This window comes from Bradyrhizobium macuxiense (genome assembly GCF_007993935.1).
GTDB classification, from domain to species: Bacteria; Pseudomonadota; Alphaproteobacteria; order Rhizobiales; family Xanthobacteraceae; genus Bradyrhizobium; species Bradyrhizobium macuxiense_A.
Genome location: NZ_VITY01000019.1, coordinates 1 through 18,131, shown reverse-complemented (window position 1 = coordinate 18,131; position 18,131 = coordinate 1). Strand labels below are relative to the sequence as shown.

The window sequence follows — 18,131 nt, the reverse complement described above, 5'->3', positions numbered from 1 at the left end:
CCGCAAGGGGGGAGGGAGCCCGACTAGCGTGCTCACCTCACACCTACCCATCCGATGCATAATTTGCCGCCAGCGATCGATGCGATTCAGCACCGACGCAAGGGACGCGCCGGCGGCAGGGTTCCCTCCCCCCTTGCGGGGGAGGGTTAGGGAGAGGGGTGCCGCGCGGGTGCTCTCTCCGCATCCATTCATGCGACAGGATCAGGCCTTCAACCCCGAGCCGCCATACAGCCACGAGATATCGTCGCACCATTCGTTCTGCGACTTCGCGCTCATGATCGCATTGCGGATGCGGGCGTGGTCGCCGGCGGGATGATAGACGTGCTCGCCGATGGCGCGCGACATCAGCTGGACCTTCGCGGTGCGCGGGAAACGCTGGGCGCGATAGGCATCGAGCGCCGCCGACTGATCATCGTGACTGGCCAGCATGTGCGACAGGCAGACCGCATCCTCCATCGCCTGGCAGGCGCCTTGCGCAAAATATTGCAGCATCGGATGCGCGGCGTCGCCGAGCAGCACCACACGGCCGTCGATCCAGCGCTCGGTGGGATCGCGGTCGCACAGCACCCAGAGCTTCCAGTTGGTGCCGTGGCGGATGATGTTCTGCGCCCGCTCGTGGACGTGGGTGAAGCCCTTCATCACCTCTTGCTCGGAGACCGGCTTGCCGGCGACCGGCTCCGGCGCATCATTGTGATAGGTGACGACGAGGTTGAACACCTTCCAGCCCGACAGCGGGTAATGCACGATGTGGCATTTCGGGCCGGCCCACAGCGTCGCCGCGTTCCAGCGCAGATCCTCCGGCATCTGCTCGGTCGGAATCACCGAGCGATAGGTGGTGTGGCCGGAGACGCGAGGCGCGCCATCCGCGGTCACCTGCTTGCGGATGTTCGACCACAACCCGTCGGCGCCGATCAGGAGGCGCCCGGTGACGCGCTCGCCACTGGCGAGCTTTGCGGTCACGGACGAACCATCCTGCTCGTAGCCCGTCACTTCGCTCGATACGCGCAGCTCGATCAGCTCATGATTCTGGCAGGCGCGCAGGAACACGCCATGCAAATCGCCGCGATGCACCACGGCATAGGGGTTGCCGAACCGCGTGCGAAACGTCTCGCCGAGATCGATGTGCGTGATCTCATCGGCGGTCAGCGCATCCATCAGCCGCAGCTGATCGATATAGACCGCCATGTTGCGCGCGGCCTCGCCGACGCCGAGATAGTCGAAGGCGTGGAATGCGTTCGGCCCGAGCTGGATGCCGGCGCCGATCTCGCCGAGTGTGGCCGCCTTCTCCAGCAGGATCGAGCGGATGCCTTTCTGGGCGAGGCCCAGCGCCACGGCGAGGCCGCCGATGCCGCCGCCCGCGATCAGGACCGGCTTGCCGTCCGCCATCAGCCCGATCTCCCCAGATGTTCGAGCGCGTCCTCGGCGCGCAAAGGCACCCGCGAGGCCTCGTTGTTGAGGTCGACAAGTTGGGTCAGGAGCGAGAGAAGCGTCTTGCGGTCGGCCGGCTTCAGCGGCTGCAGCATCCGCGCCTGCGCCTTGTCGACCGAGGGCATGATCTCGTTCAGCACGCCGGCGCCGGCCTTGGTGAGGTAGAGCAGCTTGACGCGCTTGTCCTCCGCCGCCGGCTTGCGCACGATGTAGTCCTTGGCCTGCAGCCGCTCGATCACATTGCCGAGCGTGGAGCGGTCGAACGCGATCACCGCCGAGAGCCTTGTGGCGTCGATCCCGGGATGGGTCGAGATCGTGACCAGCGCGGCGTATTGCACCGGCGTCAGATCGAACGCCTTGCATTCCTCGATGAACAGCGCGACCGCGATCTGCTGCATCCGCCGAAACAGATAGCCGGGCGCGGTGTAAACCGCGTCCATGGTGACGGGCGTGGGCTTGCTACTCGGCATCGGGCTGCTTGTCCGGGGCGGCGTCGGCGAACGCCTTGACTTGCTTCGCCGCCGCTTCGGCCTTGAGCAGGCGCGGATAGGCCGAGACGTCGACCCCGAACCGCCGCGCATTGGCGAGCTGCGGCACCAGGCAAAGATCGGCGAGCGTCGGCACATCGCCGAAGCAGAACGGCCCGGCCTCGTCAGCGATCAGGGTTTCGCAGGCCGCTAGGCCCTCGCGATTGGCCCAGGCCGCCCACTCCGTCACCTGCTCTTCGGGCAGGCCGAGCTTGCGCAACCGCGCCAGCACTTTCAAATTCTGCACCGGGTGGGTGTCGCAGGCGATCGCCTGCGCGAACGCCCGCACCTTGGCGCGCCGCAGCGGGTCGTTCGGCAGCAGCGGCGGATTGGGATTGGTCTCGTCGAGCCATTCGATGATCGCGAGCGACTGGGTGAGGATCGCGCCGGCGTCGCTCTCAAGCGTCGGCACCAGCCCCTGCGGATTGATCGCGAGATAGGCGGGCGCGCATTGCTCGCCCTTGCGCAGATGATGCGGCAGGTGCTCTGAAGTCAGCCCCTTCAGATTGAGGGCGATCCGAACCCGATAGGACGCGCTGCTCCGGAAATAGCCATGCAGCTTCATCGGAACCTCCCTTGCATTTTCGTCATTGGTCTCGTTGATTGACGCTAGCCATATTGTGAGTATACTGTCAATTAAATTGCACCAAACAAGAACGATGGGAGGCTTGCCATGGAAGCCGTGCAGAAGACCCCGGAGCGCGAGGCGTTCTACAAGAAGATCGACGGCCAAAACCTCTCGGCGCTGTGGAACGTGATGAACGATCTGATCACGCCCGAGCCGAAAAGCGCCTGCCGCCCTCATCTATGGAAGTTCGACCAGATCCGCGACTACATGAACGAGGCCGGCAAGCTGATCACGGCCAAGGAAGCCGAGCGCCGCGTGCTGGTGCTGGAAAATCCCGGGCTGCGCGGCCAGTCCAAGATCACGACCTCGCTCTTTGCCGGCGTGCAGATGGTGGTTCCGGGCGACATCGCCCCCGCCCATCGCCACGCCCAATCGGCGCTGCGCTTCGTGCTCGAGGGCAAGGGCGCCTTCACCGCGGTTGACGGCGAGCGCACCGCGATGTCGCCGGGCGATTTCGTCATCACGCCGTCGATGACCTGGCACGACCATTCCAACGAAACCAACGAGCCGATGTTCTGGCTCGACGGGCTCGACATCCCGATGGTGCAGTTCTTCGATTGCTCGTTTGCCGAAGGCGCCAAGGAAGACCAGCAATCGATCTCGAAACCCGCCGGCGCGAGCTTCGCGCGCTACGGCCACAACCTGCTGCCGATCGACCAGAAGCGGACCTCGAAGACCTCGCCGATCTTCAACTATCCCTATGAATACACCCGCGAGGCGCTGGAGAAGGCCAAGGCCAGCGACGAGTGGGATGCCTGCCACGGCCTCAAGCTGAAATTCTCCAACCCCGAGACCGGCGATTTCGCAATGCCGACCATCGGCACCTTCATCCAGCTGCTGCCGAAGGGTTTCAAGACCGCACGCTATCGCTCAACCGATGCCACGGTGTTTGCTGCGATCGAGGGCAAGGGCCGCACCAGGGTCGGCGACCAAACCTTCGAATGGGGCCCGCGCGACCTGTTCGTGGTGCCGAGCTGGCACTGGGTCACCCACGAGGCTGATACCGACTCCGTGCTGTTCTCGTTCTCCGACCGCCCGGTGCAGCAGAAGCTGGATCTGTTTCGCGAGGATCGGGGGAACGCGTAAGCCGAAACGTGTAGTCGCCGTCGTCCCGGCGAAAGCCGGGACCCATAACCACAAATGTATGTGGCGCGACGGCTGGGGCCCCAGCCCTCCTTAACAACAAGGCCCTGTGGTTATGGGTCCCTGCTTTCGCAGGGACGACAGCAGTGGTTGTGGCGAACGGCACCGCCCTTCACCGCCAGTGCAGCAGCCGCGTCTCCAGCAGATTGATCAGCTTCCCCACCACAAGCCCGAACAGCGACAGGATCACGACGCCGGCGAGCAGCTGGTCGGTCTGCATCAGATTGCCGGCCTGCAGCACGAAGGCGCCGATGCCGTATTGCGCGCCGATCATCTCGGCGCTGACCACGAGCAGCAGCGCGACGGATGCGGTGATGCGGAAGCCGGCGAGGATCGAGGGCAGCGCGCCCGGCCAGATCACGCGGCGCACGATGGCATGAAACGGCACGTTGAAGCTCTGCGCCATCCGGATCAGGTTGCGCGGCACCGCATCGACGCCGCTATAGACCGAGATCGCGGTCGAGAAGAACACGCCGAGCGCAATAGTCGCGATCTTCGGCTCCTCGCCGATCCCGAGCCACAGGATCAGCAGCGGCAGCAGCGCGATCTTCGGGATCGGGAACAGCGCCGAGATGAAGGTGATGCCGACGCCGCGCGCCATGGTCGACAGCCCGATCGCAAAGCCGACGACGACGCCGGCGGCCGTGCCGATGATCCAGCCGGTGCCGATCCGCATAATCGACCACGACAGATGCTGCCACAGCGCTCCCGACGTCGCGAGCTTAGCGATCGCGACCGCGATCGCCGACGGCGCCGGCAGGAACAACGGATTGACCCACCCCGCGCTGCCGGCGAGCTGCCAGACCGCGATGACCAGCGCGAGCGCGATCCAGCCGGAGTAACGGCTGCCGCCTGATGTGAAGCCGGCGCCGCGAAACGCGACCGGCCGCGTCGCTTCCGCCGATTGGTCTTTCGTCTCTGGCGGCGCGCGGTCAAGCATGCTGGACCTCGCGCTCGGCATCGATCGCCTCTTTCCGGATCAGCGACCACAACTCACCTTGTAGCGCGGCCATCGGCCCGCGGGCATCCGCCGTGCCACGCTCGGCGCGCGTCATCGGAATGGTCACGATTTCCCGGATGCGGCCAGGACGGCGCGACAGCACAACCACGCGGTCGGCGAGCCGCACCGCTTCCTCGAGATTATGCGTGACATAGACCGCGCCCATCGCGCCGTCGGCGAGCAGGCCCACGAAATCCTCCATCAGCAGCTCGCGGGTCTGCGAGTCCAGTGCCGACAGCGGCTCGTCCATCAACAGGATCGCCGGACGAACCGCGAGTGCGCGTGCGATGCCGACGCGCTGGCGCATGCCGCCGGAGAGCTGCTTCGGGTAAGCAGCGCGGAAATCCGTTAAGCCCGTGCGACGCAGCGCGTCGTCGATCACGGCGCGGCGCTCGCCGGCGCTGAGGCCCGTGTGCAGCAGCGGAAACGCGACGTTCTCCTCGACCGTATTCCACGGCAGCAACGCAAAATCCTGGAACACGAAGGTCAACGGATTGAGGCTGCCGGCCGGCGGCGCGCCGCGCAGCTCGGCGGCGCCCTTGCTCGGCCGCAGCAGGCCTCCGAGAATGGATAGCAACGTGCTCTTACCGCAACCGGACGGACCGACGATCGCGACGACCTCGCCGGCGCGGACCGTGAAGGAGACATCATCGAGCACGTCGAGCGCGCCGAAGCGATGGCTGATATGGTCGGCGATCAGGTCCATCTCACCGCGACCCCGCTTCCAGTCCCGTCATCCTGAGGAGCGCGCAGTCGCGCGCGTCTCGAAGGGTGAACGGCCGAGCTGCATCCGGGCCGTTGACCCTTCGAGACGCCGCTGCGCGGCTCCTCAGGGTGACGGGGATAGAGTGGCGCGCGCGGCTCATCATCAATCCGCCTTCACATAATCCTTGGCGATGATCGCATTCGCATCAAAGCCCTTGTCGGCAAAACCCTGCTCCTGCAGCCATTTGATCTGGTTGTCGACGTTCTTCACGTCGAGCTTGCCGTCGGGGTCGATATAGGCGCAATTGCCGACCACCTGCTCGACCGGCAGGTTGGTGTATTTGGCGATGATCTCGAGCAGCGGTTTTGTTTTCTCGTTGATCGGCGCCACGCCGTCCTTGATCGCGGTCAGGATCACGTCGTGATATTCGTGGTCGGCGCGGGTCAGCGCGGTGAGCAGCCTGGTCACCAATTGTGCGTTGGTCAGCGTCTTCGGCGACGCGAAGATGGCGCCGAGCTGCCACGGCGTCTCGTCGCCGACCCAGCCGAGGAATTTCGCGCCGTTGGAATCCATCAGCGTCCGCGCGGTCGAGACCGGCAGCAGCGCGGCGTCGACGGTTTCCCCCTTCAGCGCCGCGGCCGCATTCGACAGTGACTGCAGCGGCACGATCTTCACGTCCGACAGCTTGAAACCGTATTTGTCGGCGAGCAGGCCGAGCGAATAATGGAAGCTGGAGCCGACCTGGGTCACCGCGACGCGCTTGCCGGCGAGATCCTTCGGCGTCTTCAGCCCGGCGGCATAGGCGTTGTTGCTGGCGAAATAGCCGATCAAGGGATAGCCGGCCTTCTCGCGGCTCATGCCGCCTATCACCTTCAGCGTCCCCTTGCCGGCGAGGTTGTAGAGCCCCGCGGTGAAGGCGGTGATACCGAAATCGACATCGCCCGATGTAGTCGCGACCGCGATCGGCTGCGCCGCATCAAAGAACTTCAGTTCGACATCGAGGCCGGCGTCGCGGAAGTAGCCCTTGTCCTGCGCGATGAACACCGGCGCCGAGGACGACAGCCGCAACACGCCGATCTTCGCCTTCAAGAGATCGTCGGCCCGCGCGATGCCGCTCGCGGCCCACACCATGAGACCCGCGAGTGCGAGCCGCGCCCAACCCTTCATTGCCGTCTCCACCTATAGCCCCTCAGGCACGGCTTGGCCGCGCCCGATGAACGCGCCCTGCGCCGCGAGCTGTTGTTGCAACTTTTCGACGGAAATGTCGCGCGGAATCGTGTTGCCCGAAAGTGCGAGCGCAGCCGCGGTTCCCGCCGCCTCGCCCATCACGAAACAGGCACCGGAAACACGCGCCGCCGATTGCCCCTCATGGGTCATCGAGGCGCAACGGCCGGCGACGAGGAGATTGTCGACGCCATCAGGCACCAGCATGCGATACGGCAACTCGTTGTAGCCGCGGCTCTCCGGGATCGGCGGAAACTCGAAGGTCACATCGCCGGGCACGTGCTTTTCCATCGGCCAGCCATTGACGCCGATCGAATCCTCGAACGAGGCGCAGCCCAGCACGTCCTCGCCTGTTAGCATGTAGCCGCCGATCACGCGTCGCGTCTCGCGAATGCCGAGCTGCGGCGGCAGATCAACGATGTAGGAGTTTTCAAAGCCCGGCACCGTGCGCAGGAACTTGAACGCCTCGACCGCCTGGCGACGGCCCTCGATCTCGCCGCGCGTCATGTCGTCGGGATCAATCCCGGAAATGGCGCCGCCGTCGCTCCGCGTCACCTGCGTGAAATTCACCCGCCATTCGATCTGCGATTTCTGCGGCCGTACGATCGCGGACTTGCGCGGGAATTTGTGAGTGCCGGCAGCCTCGGCCTGCGCCATCCGCTCCGGAATCGTCCGCCACGCATCGCCTGCCTTCGCCGGATCGATGCCGTTGAGGCGGAACATCATCGAGGGGTAGAGCATGCCGCCTTCGTTATCGCCGACTTCATAGGGCGCGCCGGCCCACACCGCGAGGTCGCCGTCGCCGGAGCAGTCGATGAAGATGCCGGCGCGCACGGCCTGGCGGCCGGCCTTGGTTTCCACCATCAGCGCCCGGATATGCGTGCCATCCATGACGACACCGGCCCCGAGCGCGTGGAACAGGATATCGACCTTGTGATGCGCCAGCAGGTCGTCGGCGGCGATCTTGTAGGCCGCGGTGTCATAGGCCTGCGCGAAGATCTTGCCGAGGATCAGATGCGGCGCGTTCAGCCCGCCGAGCCGATCGATCCGCGCCAGCAGGTCGGAGGCGATGCCTTGCACCACCCGATGCATCTCGCCGAAGATGTTGGCGTGCAGGCCGCAGAAATTGGTCACGCCGGCCGCGGTGCCCATGCCGCCGAGAAATCCGTAGCGCTCGATCAACAGCGTCCGCCGCCCCGCACGTGCCGCGCCGACCGCGGCTGCGATGCCGGCCGGTCCACCGCCGAGCACCACCACGTCATACTCGCCATAGACCGGCACCTGCCGCGCAGGTTCTTCGATCGTGCTCGCTCGCATCATTTCCGCCCTGAACAAAGTTGATTGGGCCAACTATGAATTGATGCGAATTGCAGTACAATCCACCAAATTATGTAATCAGCTTTCGCGAATCGAGAAAAGTCCGGGAAGGCAGATGGATACGCTGGTCAACCTCGAAGCCTTCCTTGCCACCGCCGATGCCGGCGGCTTCTCGGCCGCGGCGCGCAAGCTCAACGTCGCGACATCGGTCGTCGCCAAGCGCGTCACCCAGCTCGAGGAGCGGATCGGCACCGCGCTGTTCCACCGTTCGACCCGCCAATTGCGGCTGACCGAGGCCGGGCAGCAATATGTGCACCGCGCCCGCGGCGTGGTTGCCGATGTCGGCGATCTGCTGTCGCGGATGGGCGAGAAGCAGCGCGATCTCACCGATCATCTGCGCGTCAAGGCGCCGACCTCGCTGACGGTGGCACGGCTCGCCGATGCCTTCACCATCTTCCAGCGGCACAATCCGAGCGTGAAGCTCGAGATCGTGATGATCGACCGCCCGGTCGATCCGGTGACCGAAGGCTTCGACATCGCGATCGGTGCCTTCCCGCATTCCTTCGGCGGCGTCGTCGACGAGCCGCTGTGTCGCTTGCCGCGGCTGTTGTGCGCCTCATCGGCATATTTGAAAAAGCACGGCACGCCGAAGCATCCACGCGACCTGGTCGATCATCGCTGCCTCAGTTTCCTGCCCACGGGGCCGGAATGGCCGTTCGAGGGGCCGCGCGGCCGCATCAATGTCCAGGTCCGCCCGATTCTCTCCTCGAACGAGGGCCGCGTGCTGACACAAAGCGCGATCGCCGGCAACGGCATTGCGCTGCTCTCGCATTATCTCGTCGCGGACGCGCTGCGCGACGGCGCGCTGCAGCCGATCCTCGCCGAGTTTCCGATCTCCGAACTGTGGGTGAAGGCCGCCGTTCCGGAACGCCGCATCAATGCCGCCGCGGTGCAGGCGCTGCTGAAGACATTGAAAAAGTCGCTGTCGCAGTCGCTTTGATGCGACGGCAGCCTTGCCCGGCGCACGCCGACCTGAGACAAGGACGCGAAAGGAACGCCCGCTTGAAACTCCTGCTATCAGCTTCGCTTGGCCTCATCATCGCAGCGACACAAGCGGCGGCGCTCGAGACCTGCCGCTTCATCGAGCCCAAGGCGGAGCGCGAGGCCTGCTACCATCGCCAGGAGCAGGAACTGGCGGCCAAGCGCAAGCCCGCGCCGACGATCACGCAGTCAGGCGAAGCGAAGACATTCGAGTCCCTGGAACAGATGCGCCGCGACGACGCAGAGGTCTATCGCAGCATTCGCGGCATCTGCAACGGCTGCTGAGCTGAGTGGCCGAGAACAGCGGCGGGTTACGCCTTCCGCCTTCGCTCGTTGAGCTACGGAGGACGTGGCCGGCTAACCCGCCCTACGAATTGCCGCCGCCCCACCGACCGGCGCGCTTCTCGGCAAAGGACGCGAGCCCTTCAGCCGCTTCCGCAGTCTGCCGCTTGGCCGAGTGCAGATGGACGAGGCGCTTGTAGGCAGCATCGTCGACGGCCATGCCGCCGAACGAGCTCTCCATCGCGAGCTTCTTGGTCTCGGCCAGCGCATCCGGGGCATTGCCGAGCAGCTGCTCCACGACCTTGGCGCCGGCGCTTTCGAGATCGGCTAATGGCACCACCTCGTGGACGAGGCCGATACGGCGCGCATCCTCCGCGCCGAAACGTTCGCCGGTCAGCGCGTAGCGCCGCACCTGGCGCACGCCGATGGCGTCGCAGAGCTGCGGGATGATGATCGCAGCGGTCAGGCCCCAACGCACCTCGGTGATCGAGAACAGCGCGTTGTCGGCCGCGATGACGATATCGCAGGCCGAGATCACGCCGGTCCCGCCGCCGAAGCAGCCGCCCTGCACCAGCGCCACCGTCGGCACCGGCAGCGTGTTGAGGCGCTGCACCGCCTCGAAGGTGGCGCGCGACGCCACCTCGTTCTCCTCCGACGATTTCGGCCGCACGCCGTTGATCCATTTCAAATCGGCGCCGGCCTGGAAATGCTTGCCATTGCCCTTGAGCACCACGACACGGACCGGCTTGGTCGAGAGATCGTCGATCGCGGCCAGCACGCCCGCAATCAGCGCGCCGTCATAGGCATTGTTGACCTCGGGCCTGTTCAGCGTGACGGTCGCGACCCCGCGCGCATCGAGGCTCCACAGGACTGGGCTGGCCGACATGACGTATCTCCCTCGTTCGGCATTGCTATTGCCCGCACTATGGCGACAGGAGTTGCCTTGATCCATCACTTTCGAGCGCGCGCGGCCGCGCCCCGCGCATGACGGGTTGCGCGATGCCCCGCGCTTGTGGAAACTGACGCGGCACGTTGCAAGGACCAGTTCCACTGATGCGTATTTGCATTTTCGGCGCGGGCGCCGTCGGCAGCCATTTCGCGGTCCGCTTGGCACGCGCCGGCCACGATGTGTCCTGCGTGATGCGCGGGCCGCATCTCGACGCGGTCAGGACCAATGGACTGACGCTAAGGGTCGGCGACACCAGCGTCACAGCGAAAGTAAAGGCATCGGCCGATCCTGCCGAGCTGGGGCCGCAGGACGTCGTCATCAGCACGTTGAAGGCCACCGGCGTCAGTGCGCTCGCAGCCGGGCTGATGCCGCTGCTTCAGCGCGAGACGGCAATCGTGTTCGCGCAGAACGGCATTCCCTGGTGGTACGATCTCGGCCTGCCGCCGCAGCATCCCGCGATTCCCGATCTCGGCTTCCTCGATCCCGGCGGGCGCTTGCACGGCGCCATCCCGAAGCAACGAATCATCGGCGGCGTGATCTTCTCCTCCAACCAGGTGATCGCGCCCGGCGTGGTGGCGAATCTGTCGCCGGATCGCAACCGCCTGCTGATCGGCGAATGCGACGACCGGCAGAGCGAGCGCATCGCCCGGCTGCGTGCGGCGCTCAATGACGCCGCGATCGAGTCGCCCGAGGTCAAGGAGATCCGCGAGACGATCTGGTCGAAGCTATTGACCAACATGTCGATGTCGGTGTTCTGCCTGCTGACCGGGCTGACCGCACGCGGCGTCCGCGACGATCCTGACATGCAGGACGTGATCCCGCGCCTGCTCGACGAGGCCAATGCGGTGGCGACACGCTATATCCCCGAGGTCAAGCGCGTCACCCGCTCAGGGCCCGCGCCGGACCACAAGCCGTCGATCCTGCAGGATTATGAGCTCGGCCGCGCCATGGAGATCGACGTGCTGTTGCGCGCACCGGCGGCGTTTGCCCGCACAGCCGGCATCGCGACCCCGATGCTCGACTTGATGGCCGCGCTCGCAATCCAGAAGGCGCGTGACAAGGGGCTGTATCAGGGCTGACAATCCGGACAGCACGATAACAAGCAGGGACATCGAACCATGCACGTGAAAGACAAGGTCTGCGTCGTCACCGGCGGCGCCAGCGGGATCGGCGAAGCGGTGGCGCGGGCCTATGCGGAGGCCGGCGCGCGCGGCGTCGTGGTCGCCGACCTCAAGACCTCGCGCGACCGGCTCGCCAGCGTCGCCGGCGATATCGACGCCCTCGCGGTCACCGCCGATGTCGGGCTGGAAGAGGACATCAAGGCGCTGATCGCCGCCGCCGAGGACAAATATGGCCCGGTCGACGTGTTCTTCTCCAATGCCGGGCTGTCGCGCAAGGGACAGGAAACCGCATCCGATGCCGACTGGGACGTGAGTTGGCGCGTGCATGTGATGAGCCACGTCTTCGCCGCGCGCGCGCTGGTGCCCGGCATGCTCGCACGCGGTTCCGGCTATTTGCTCAACACAGCATCGGCCGCGGGGCTGCTCGCCTCGCTGAACTCGATGCCCTACGGCGTGACCAAGAACGCCGCGGTCGCGCTCGCCGAACATCTCGCCATCCGGTATGGCGATCGCGGCATTCGCGTCTCCGTGCTTTGTCCGCAATCGGTGCAGACCGGGATGACGACGCCGGGCCCGAGCGCGGCGCGGGTCGACGGGGTGCTGCAGCCGGGCGAGGTGGCGCGGATGGTGATCGAGGCGATGGCGGAGGAGCGCTTTTTGATTCTCTCGCATCCCCAGGTGCAGGAATACATGCAGCGCAAGGCCACCAATCGCGAGCGCTGGCTGTCCGGCATGCGCCGCCTGCGCGACCGCATCTATGGCGGCGCGGCGTCGTGACGGCTCCATCGTCATTGCGAGCCACCCGGTCGGCGCAAAGCGCCGCCGGATGACAGGCTCCGCGAAGCAATCCATACCGCCGCTTGCGGAGAAGTGGATTGCATCGTCGCTTCGCTCCTCGCAATGACCAAGTCGCTACTTTGGAGCTGATGGCTCGAGATTCGTAGCCCGGATGAAGCGCAGCGTAATCCGGGGACAGTGGTACACATGGAAAGGAACCACACCCAGGATTGCGCGGAGCCTGTCATCGGGCGCGCGTTCGCGCGACCCGTTGGCTTCATCCGGCCCACAGAAATCTACGAATGCTTCACGACCCACGCCGCGAACGAATCGAGCACCTCGGCCATCACCTCGCGGTCGTCGCGGCCGGAGCGCTTGAGGACGTGGAAGGAATGGTCGGCCTCCTGCACGAGATGCAGGGTCGCCCGGCTGCCCAACTCCTTCACCACAGGCTCGAGCAGATCGAGCTCGGCCAGCGCGTCGCGCGTGCCCTGCAGGAACAGCATTGGCACCTTGACCTCGGCGAGATGCTTGGCCCGCTCGCGCGACGGCTTGCCGGCGGGGTGCAGCGGAAAGCCGAGGAACACCAACCCGCGGACGCCTTCGAGCGGCGCCTTGGCCTGTGCCTGCGACGTCATGCGCCCGCCGAACGACTTGCCGCCGGCGAACAGCGGCAGTTCGCCGCAACGGCGTGCGGCTTCCCGAACCGCGGCACGCACTGTCGCCTGCGCGACGGCGGGCGGATCAGGCCGCTTGCTGCCCTTCTCCATGTAGGGAAACTGATAGCGCAGCGTCGCGATGCCGCGCGCCGCCAACCCCTCTGAGATCACGGCCATCGACGGATGCGCCATGCCGGCGCCGGCGCCATGGGCGAACACATAGGCCGCGCGCGCCTTTTCCGGGCGCAGCAGCAGCGCGGACACCGCGCTGTCGTCCGAGACCGTGATCGTGAGCGGTTGTGCGCCTGGCGCGTTCAAGATGACATCTCGAAGAATTGTTGCTCCGGCATTTCTAGCCGCCGGCGCCGACGCGCGCAAATGCCGCCGAGGAGAGCACGCCGCAAGTGAACCGGCTCACAGCCAATCAAATTTTCCTTTGCAACATTTCCGTTGGTAGACCAAGCAGCGCCGCTATAGGATAGTGCACGACGCGACACACGCTTAACGCGAACCTATTTCGGCGATTTTTAACATCTCAGCAATATGACGCGCGGGTACCGCGAATCGGGGGACGGGGCATGCCTCGCAAGACGATCTTTTTCATCGGACTGTTGATTGTCGCCGGCGTGCTCTACTTCAAGGACGATATCGAGACGGTGACGAGCGGCTTCCGCGTCAAGGTCGTCGACTACCAGCCGCCGGCAAAGACCGTATGGCTGGATCAGAATGTCAGCGCCGAACGGCTGCGCTGGTTCTATCACGCCGACCAGGGCACGCGGACCTTCGGCATTCCCCTTGAATGGTTCATGGCGCTGGAGCAACCGACGGTGTGGCCGCTGTTCACGGCGGCGCCGAAGCTCGGCGAGACCAATTATCTCGGCCGCTTCGGCTTTATTCCCGACACCGTGATCCCAGGCAGCCCCGATCCGCTGCCGATCGGCTTCGCGCCAAGCGGCCCGATGGCCGATGCCAACGGCGCGCCCTGGCGCAACCCGCACACGAAGGTGGACATGCACGGGGTCGGGCTGACTTGCTCCGCCTGCCACACCGGCAGCTTCAGCTATCGCGGCACCGAGATCGTGATCGATGGCGGGCCGGCCAACACCAATCTGTTCGAATTCCAGAAGAGCGTCGGCGTCTCGCTGCTGCTGACCCGGTTCTGGCCTGGCCGCTTCTCGCGCTTTGCCGAGGCGATCCTCGGCAAGGAGGCCAGCCTCGATGAGCGCATGGCGCTGCGCGGCCAGCTCGATCTCGTGCTCAAGCAATACGCAAACATCAACGCACTGGAGGGCAAGGTTGCCGCCAACAGCGTCGAGGAAGGCTATGCGCGGCTCGACGCGCTGAACCGGATCGGCAACCAGGTGTTCTCGATCGACCTGAACAATCCCAACAACTACGCCTCGCATTCGGCGCCGGTGCATTTCCCACGGATCTGGAACGCGCCCTGGTTCAGCTGGGTGCAGTATGACGGCTCGATCATGCAGCCGATGGTGCGCAATGCCGGCGAAGCGCTCGGCGTCAGCGCCGAACTCAATCTGCTCGATGAATCCAGGGGCCTGTTCAAATCGAGCGCGCGGATCGACGTGCTGCATGAGATGGAGCGGATGATCGCCGGCGAGCCGCCCAGCGAAGACAAGGGCTTTGGCGGCCTGGCATCGCCGAAATGGCCGGAGAACATCCTGGGGCAGATCAACATGGATCTCGCGAAGAAGGGCGGCGAGCTCTACAAGACGCACTGCCAGGGCTGCCATGGCCCCGCGATCGACAGCAAGGCGCTGCCCGCAGGCGAAGCCTTTGCGCTGTTCAAGGACAAGAAGCGCTGGATCAAGAACGACGCCGGCCAGCCGCTGCTCGACGTCGAGATGATCCCGATCAGCCATATCGGCACCGACAGCGCGCAGGCCGAAGGCCTTGCAAGCCGCACCGTCGAGACGCCGGCCGATCTGAACATCAAGGACGGCGGCTTCGGGCCGGCGCTCGGCGAACTGGTCGAGAAGACCGTCGACTACTGGTACGACCAGAACAAGATCCCGGCCGAGGATCGCAAGCGCATCAACGGCTACCGGCCGAACGATATCCAGGCGCCGCTTGCCTACAAGGTCCGGCCGCTCAACGGCATCTGGGCGACCCCGCCCTATCTGCACAACGGCTCGGTCCCGACCATCTACGCGCTGCTGTCGCCGGCGAAGGAACGTCCTCCGATCGTTTATCTCGGCGGCCGAGAATATGATCCCAAGGATCTCGGCTATGTGTCGAACGACAAGATCAAGAACGTCTTCGCGCTCGATACCACCAAACGCGGCAACAGCAATGCCGGCCACGAATTCTCGAACGACAAGCGTAACGGTGTGATCGGGCCGGAGCTGAAGGAAGACGAGCGGCGTGCCTTGATCGAGTTCATCAAGACGCTGTAGCCGTCGCCGGTCAACACACCTGCCGTCATGGCCGGGCTTGGCCCGGCCATCCACGTCTTCTGCGCGGGCGACATTGAAGGCGTGGACGCCCGCGACAAGCCCGAGCACGACGAATGGCGGGTTCGTGTGTCCAGCCTTGCGCTCCGTAACGCTTGCTCTCAACTGTCCTTCAACTTCGGCACGGGCTGCCGGCGCGCCGGGCGGGTCATGGCTTCGAGCTCGAGCAGCTGGTTGAGCTGCTCCTCGGTCAGCAGCTTCTCCTCCAGCACGATGTCGGCGACCGAGCGGTTCTCCTTCAGCGCGCGGCGCGCCACACGCGAGCTTGCCTCGTAGCCGAGCGCCGGCGCCAGCGCCGTAATCAGGCCGATCGAGCCCTGCACCAGGCTGCGGCAGCGCTCACGATCGGCCTCGATGCCTTCGACGCAGCGCTTGGTCAGCGTATCGATCGCCGCCGTCAGCATGCGCAGCGAGCTCAGCACGCAATAGCCGATGGTCGGCTCGAACGCATTGAGCTGGAGCTGGCCGCCTTCGGCGCACATCGTCACCGTGAGATCGTGCCCGATCACGAGGAAGGCGACCTGGTTGACGACTTCCGGAATCACCGGGTTGACCTTGCCGGGCATGATCGACGAGCCGGCCTGCACCGCAGGCAGCCTGATCTCGCCGATGCCGGTACGCGGCCCCGACGACAGCAGGCGCAGGTCGTTGCAGATCTTCGACAGCTTGACCGCGACGCGCTTCAGCACGCCGGAGAACAGCACAAAGGCGCCGAGATCGGACGTCGCCTCGATCAGGTTCGAGGCCAGCACCATCGGCTGCCCCGAAAGCCGCGACAATTCCTCGACGGCGAGCGCGGCATAGCGCGGGTCCGCGTTGATTCCGGTCCCGATTGCGGTGGCGCCGAGATTGACCTCGCGGAACAGCGCGGAGATCTCGTTCAGCCGCGCGATGTCCTCCTTTACGGTCACGTGAAAGGCATCGAACTCCTGGCCGAGCGTCATCGGCACCGCATCCTGAAGCTGGGTACGCCCCATCTTCAACACGTCGGCGAACTCGACCGCCTTGCCCTTCAAGGCGTAGGCGAGATCGTCCAGCGCGCGCACCAGCGGCTGGGTGGCGAAGATCACCGCGAGCCGCAGCGCGGTCGGATAGGCGTCGTTGGTCGACTGCGCCATGTTGACGTCGTCGTTCGGATGCAGCACGTGATAGTCGCCGGGCTTGCGGCCCATCAGCCGCAGCGCGACATTGGCGATCACCTCGTTGGCGTTCATGTTGGTCGAGGTGCCGGCGCCGCCCTGGATCGCGTCAACCACGAAGGATTCCGCATAGACCTTCTCGGTTGCAACCTGGACGCAGGCCGCCTCGATTGCATCCGCCTTCTCGGGTGCGAGATAGCCGAGCCGTTTGTTGGCCCGCGCGGCAGCCTGCTTGACCAGCGCCAGTGCGCGGACGAACTGCGGAAAGTGGCCGACCGGCACGCCGGTGATCGGAAAGTTCATCACCGCGCGCTTGGTATGAATCCCCCACAGCGCGTTGACCGGCACGTCATCCTCGCCGAGCAAATCGTGCTCGCTGCGGGACTGCGCCTGCTCGATCGGCACGGTGCGGACGGTCGCGACCGCGAGATGACTGGGACCGCTGCTCTCGCCGGAGGGTGGCGCGGCGCCTGCAGTGGTGGCGGTCTCAACCTTCGATTCGGCCATTGGTCCCTCCGTTACCTGCTGAAAATCCTGTCGTCAGCGACACCAGCCATGATGCGCTCGACAGACTTCGAAAGCCAATGCCTATCGGCAAAGTCTTGCACACTGGCGAACGGAAAAACGCGGAAAAGCCGGATCGGAATGCGCGCCGCACCGGGAATCGAGGACTTACCTTATCCGTCATGATAACAACAACTTATAGCTCCAGACCGCGAGGCGCGTCGCGACGGGCGCGGTTGCTTTCTCCGCCCCGTCATCGCGTGCTAGATCAGCACCGACTGGCGCGATGGCGCTGCCGACATTGAACGAACCAGGGACCAAAACCGTGTCCAACAACAATGAAGCGATCACCATCAGATTCCGCTGCCCGGCGGAGCTCGAGGGCAAGATTCCGGAGCCGGTGCCGGCGTCGATGGGTCTTCCCGGATGGCTCAAGGCGATGCCGACGCAAGCCTTCAATGCGATGAGCAATCGCGAGGAGGATACCGTCAAGCGCTGCCCGCCATTCGTGGATGCGATGACGTCAGGTTTCCTGCTGCCGCTGGTCTGCGATCTCAAGGTCGAGAATGGCGAGATGACGTGGGACAACGACCTTCCGGCGGGGGGCGCGCTCGAATTCCCGCGCTCGCCGGTCGGATTCCACGACGAAAGCCAGGTGGCCGGCTCGCCGCTGTTCGAGCCGGACCGCTTCGTCATCAAGTTCGTCAATCTGTGGACCATCGAGGCGCCGGCGGGCTATTCGCTGTTCTTCACGCATCCGGTCAATCGGTTCGACCTGCCGTTCACCACACTGACCGGCCTTGTCGATTGCGACCTGTTTCGCGACGGCTGGGTTCATTTCCCGGCACGCTGGCACGACACCAATTTCAACGGCGTCTTGCCCAAGGGCACGCCGGTTGCGCAATGCTTCCCGGTGAAGCGCGAAAACTGGGTCGCACAGACCGCCGCGATGACGCCGGATGAAACATCGCGCGCGCAGGAACTGTCCAACAGGATGTCCCGCGAGACCGGACTCTATCGCCGCCAGTTTCGGTCGTAGACCGGGTGCGCGAGATTGCTGCGCGGCGATGACCGGCGCTGGCGCGGGACAAGACCCTCTCCACGCGTCGTCCCGGCGAAAGCCGGCAACTGTTATGTTGAAGGAGCCGCCCGATAGGGTTTTCGGTCGCGCATCATCGCGTTGAGGATGGTGAGCAGCTTTCGAGCGACGGCAAT

General features: G+C 65.2%; 17 protein-coding genes. 7 read left to right on the top strand and 10 right to left on the bottom strand.

Features of this window, described 5'->3' with window-relative positions; genetic code table 11:
* Positions 1-201: 201 nt before the first annotated feature.
* The 3 genes from FBZ93_RS35680 to maiA are packed head-to-tail and all read right to left on the bottom strand — an operon-like array spanning position 202 to position 2,520.
* On the bottom strand, positions 202-1,386 hold the full coding sequence (locus FBZ93_RS35680; RefSeq protein ID WP_146992088.1) for a 3-hydroxybenzoate 6-monooxygenase: 1,185 nt from the start codon (positions 1,384-1,386) through the stop codon (positions 202-204).
* A complete protein-coding gene (locus FBZ93_RS35675; RefSeq protein WP_146992087.1) occupies positions 1,386-1,898 on the bottom strand; it encodes a MarR family winged helix-turn-helix transcriptional regulator in 513 nt (170 codons plus the stop codon). Before FBZ93_RS35675 ends, FBZ93_RS35680 begins: the two co-directional genes overlap by 1 nt.
* Positions 1,888-2,520, bottom strand: coding sequence for a maleylacetoacetate isomerase (gene maiA / locus FBZ93_RS35670; protein WP_146992086.1), 633 nt, complete (start codon positions 2,518-2,520; stop codon positions 1,888-1,890). Before maiA ends, FBZ93_RS35675 begins: the two co-directional genes overlap by 11 nt.
* A 108-nt stretch (positions 2,521-2,628) precedes the next feature.
* Here maiA and gtdA point away from each other — a divergent pair, with 108 nt between their 5' ends.
* Positions 2,629-3,669, top strand: coding sequence for a gentisate 1,2-dioxygenase (gene gtdA / locus FBZ93_RS35665; protein WP_146992085.1), 1,041 nt, complete (start codon positions 2,629-2,631; stop codon positions 3,667-3,669).
* Positions 3,670-3,838: 169 nt separating this feature from the next.
* Here the strand turns inward: gtdA and FBZ93_RS35660 are convergent, their stop codons facing one another.
* The 4 genes from FBZ93_RS35660 to FBZ93_RS35645 form a co-directional block, all read right to left on the bottom strand.
* A complete protein-coding gene (locus tag FBZ93_RS35660) occupies positions 3,839-4,666 on the bottom strand; it encodes an ABC transporter permease (RefSeq protein ID WP_167529368.1) in 828 nt (275 codons plus the stop codon).
* Complete coding sequence (locus tag FBZ93_RS35655) at positions 4,659-5,432, bottom strand: ABC transporter ATP-binding protein (protein ID WP_146992083.1); 774 nt, start codon at positions 5,430-5,432, stop codon at positions 4,659-4,661. The genes FBZ93_RS35660 and FBZ93_RS35655 overlap by 8 nt, the downstream gene beginning before the upstream one ends.
* Before the next feature lie 162 nt (positions 5,433-5,594).
* Positions 5,595-6,599 carry an ABC transporter substrate-binding protein gene (locus tag FBZ93_RS35650; RefSeq protein WP_146992082.1) on the bottom strand — a complete coding sequence of 335 codons (1,005 nt, stop codon included), beginning with the start codon at positions 6,597-6,599 and terminating at the stop codon, positions 5,595-5,597.
* Positions 6,600-6,611: 12 nt separating this feature from the next.
* Positions 6,612-7,973, bottom strand: a complete 1,362-nt coding sequence (locus tag FBZ93_RS35645) for an FAD-dependent oxidoreductase (protein WP_146992081.1) — start codon at positions 7,971-7,973, stop codon at positions 6,612-6,614.
* 115 nt (positions 7,974-8,088) lie between these two features.
* On the opposite strand from FBZ93_RS35645, the gene FBZ93_RS35640 reads away from it, so the two are divergent.
* On the top strand, positions 8,089-8,973 hold the full coding sequence (locus tag FBZ93_RS35640) for a LysR family transcriptional regulator (RefSeq protein ID WP_146992215.1): 885 nt from the start codon (positions 8,089-8,091) through the stop codon (positions 8,971-8,973).
* A 62-nt stretch (positions 8,974-9,035) separates the two neighbouring features.
* Positions 9,036-9,299, top strand: a complete 264-nt coding sequence (locus FBZ93_RS35635) for a hypothetical protein (RefSeq protein WP_246667786.1) — start codon at positions 9,036-9,038, stop codon at positions 9,297-9,299.
* Between the two features lie 82 nt (positions 9,300-9,381).
* Here FBZ93_RS35635 and FBZ93_RS35630 read toward each other — a convergent pair whose 3' ends face one another.
* Entirely contained in the window at positions 9,382-10,182 is an 801-nt protein-coding gene (locus tag FBZ93_RS35630) for an enoyl-CoA hydratase-related protein (protein ID WP_146992080.1), read from the bottom strand.
* Between the two features lie 167 nt (positions 10,183-10,349).
* Here FBZ93_RS35630 and FBZ93_RS35625 point away from each other — a divergent pair, with 167 nt between their 5' ends.
* Positions 10,350-11,324 carry a ketopantoate reductase family protein gene (locus tag FBZ93_RS35625; protein WP_146992079.1) on the top strand — a complete coding sequence of 325 codons (975 nt, stop codon included), beginning with the start codon at positions 10,350-10,352 and terminating at the stop codon, positions 11,322-11,324.
* Positions 11,325-11,363: 39 nt separating this feature from the next.
* Positions 11,364-12,143, top strand: a complete 780-nt coding sequence (locus FBZ93_RS35620) for an SDR family oxidoreductase (protein ID WP_146992078.1) — start codon at positions 11,364-11,366, stop codon at positions 12,141-12,143.
* A 296-nt stretch (positions 12,144-12,439) separates the two neighbouring features.
* Here the strand turns inward: FBZ93_RS35620 and FBZ93_RS35615 are convergent, their stop codons facing one another.
* Complete coding sequence (locus FBZ93_RS35615; protein ID WP_146992077.1) at positions 12,440-13,120, bottom strand: alpha/beta hydrolase family protein; 681 nt, start codon at positions 13,118-13,120, stop codon at positions 12,440-12,442.
* Between the two features lie 260 nt (positions 13,121-13,380).
* Here FBZ93_RS35615 and FBZ93_RS35610 point away from each other — a divergent pair, with 260 nt between their 5' ends.
* Positions 13,381-15,216, top strand: a complete 1,836-nt coding sequence (locus FBZ93_RS35610; RefSeq protein ID WP_146992076.1) for a c-type cytochrome — start codon at positions 13,381-13,383, stop codon at positions 15,214-15,216.
* Between the two features lie 158 nt (positions 15,217-15,374).
* Here the strand turns inward: FBZ93_RS35610 and FBZ93_RS35605 are convergent, their stop codons facing one another.
* A complete protein-coding gene (locus tag FBZ93_RS35605; RefSeq protein ID WP_146992075.1) occupies positions 15,375-16,919 on the bottom strand; it encodes an aspartate ammonia-lyase in 1,545 nt (514 codons plus the stop codon).
* 322 nt (positions 16,920-17,241) lie between these two features.
* Here FBZ93_RS35605 and FBZ93_RS35600 point away from each other — a divergent pair, with 322 nt between their 5' ends.
* Positions 17,242-17,955 carry a hypothetical protein gene (locus FBZ93_RS35600; RefSeq protein WP_146992074.1) on the top strand — a complete coding sequence of 238 codons (714 nt, stop codon included), beginning with the start codon at positions 17,242-17,244 and terminating at the stop codon, positions 17,953-17,955.
* Positions 17,956-18,131 lie beyond the last annotated feature (176 nt).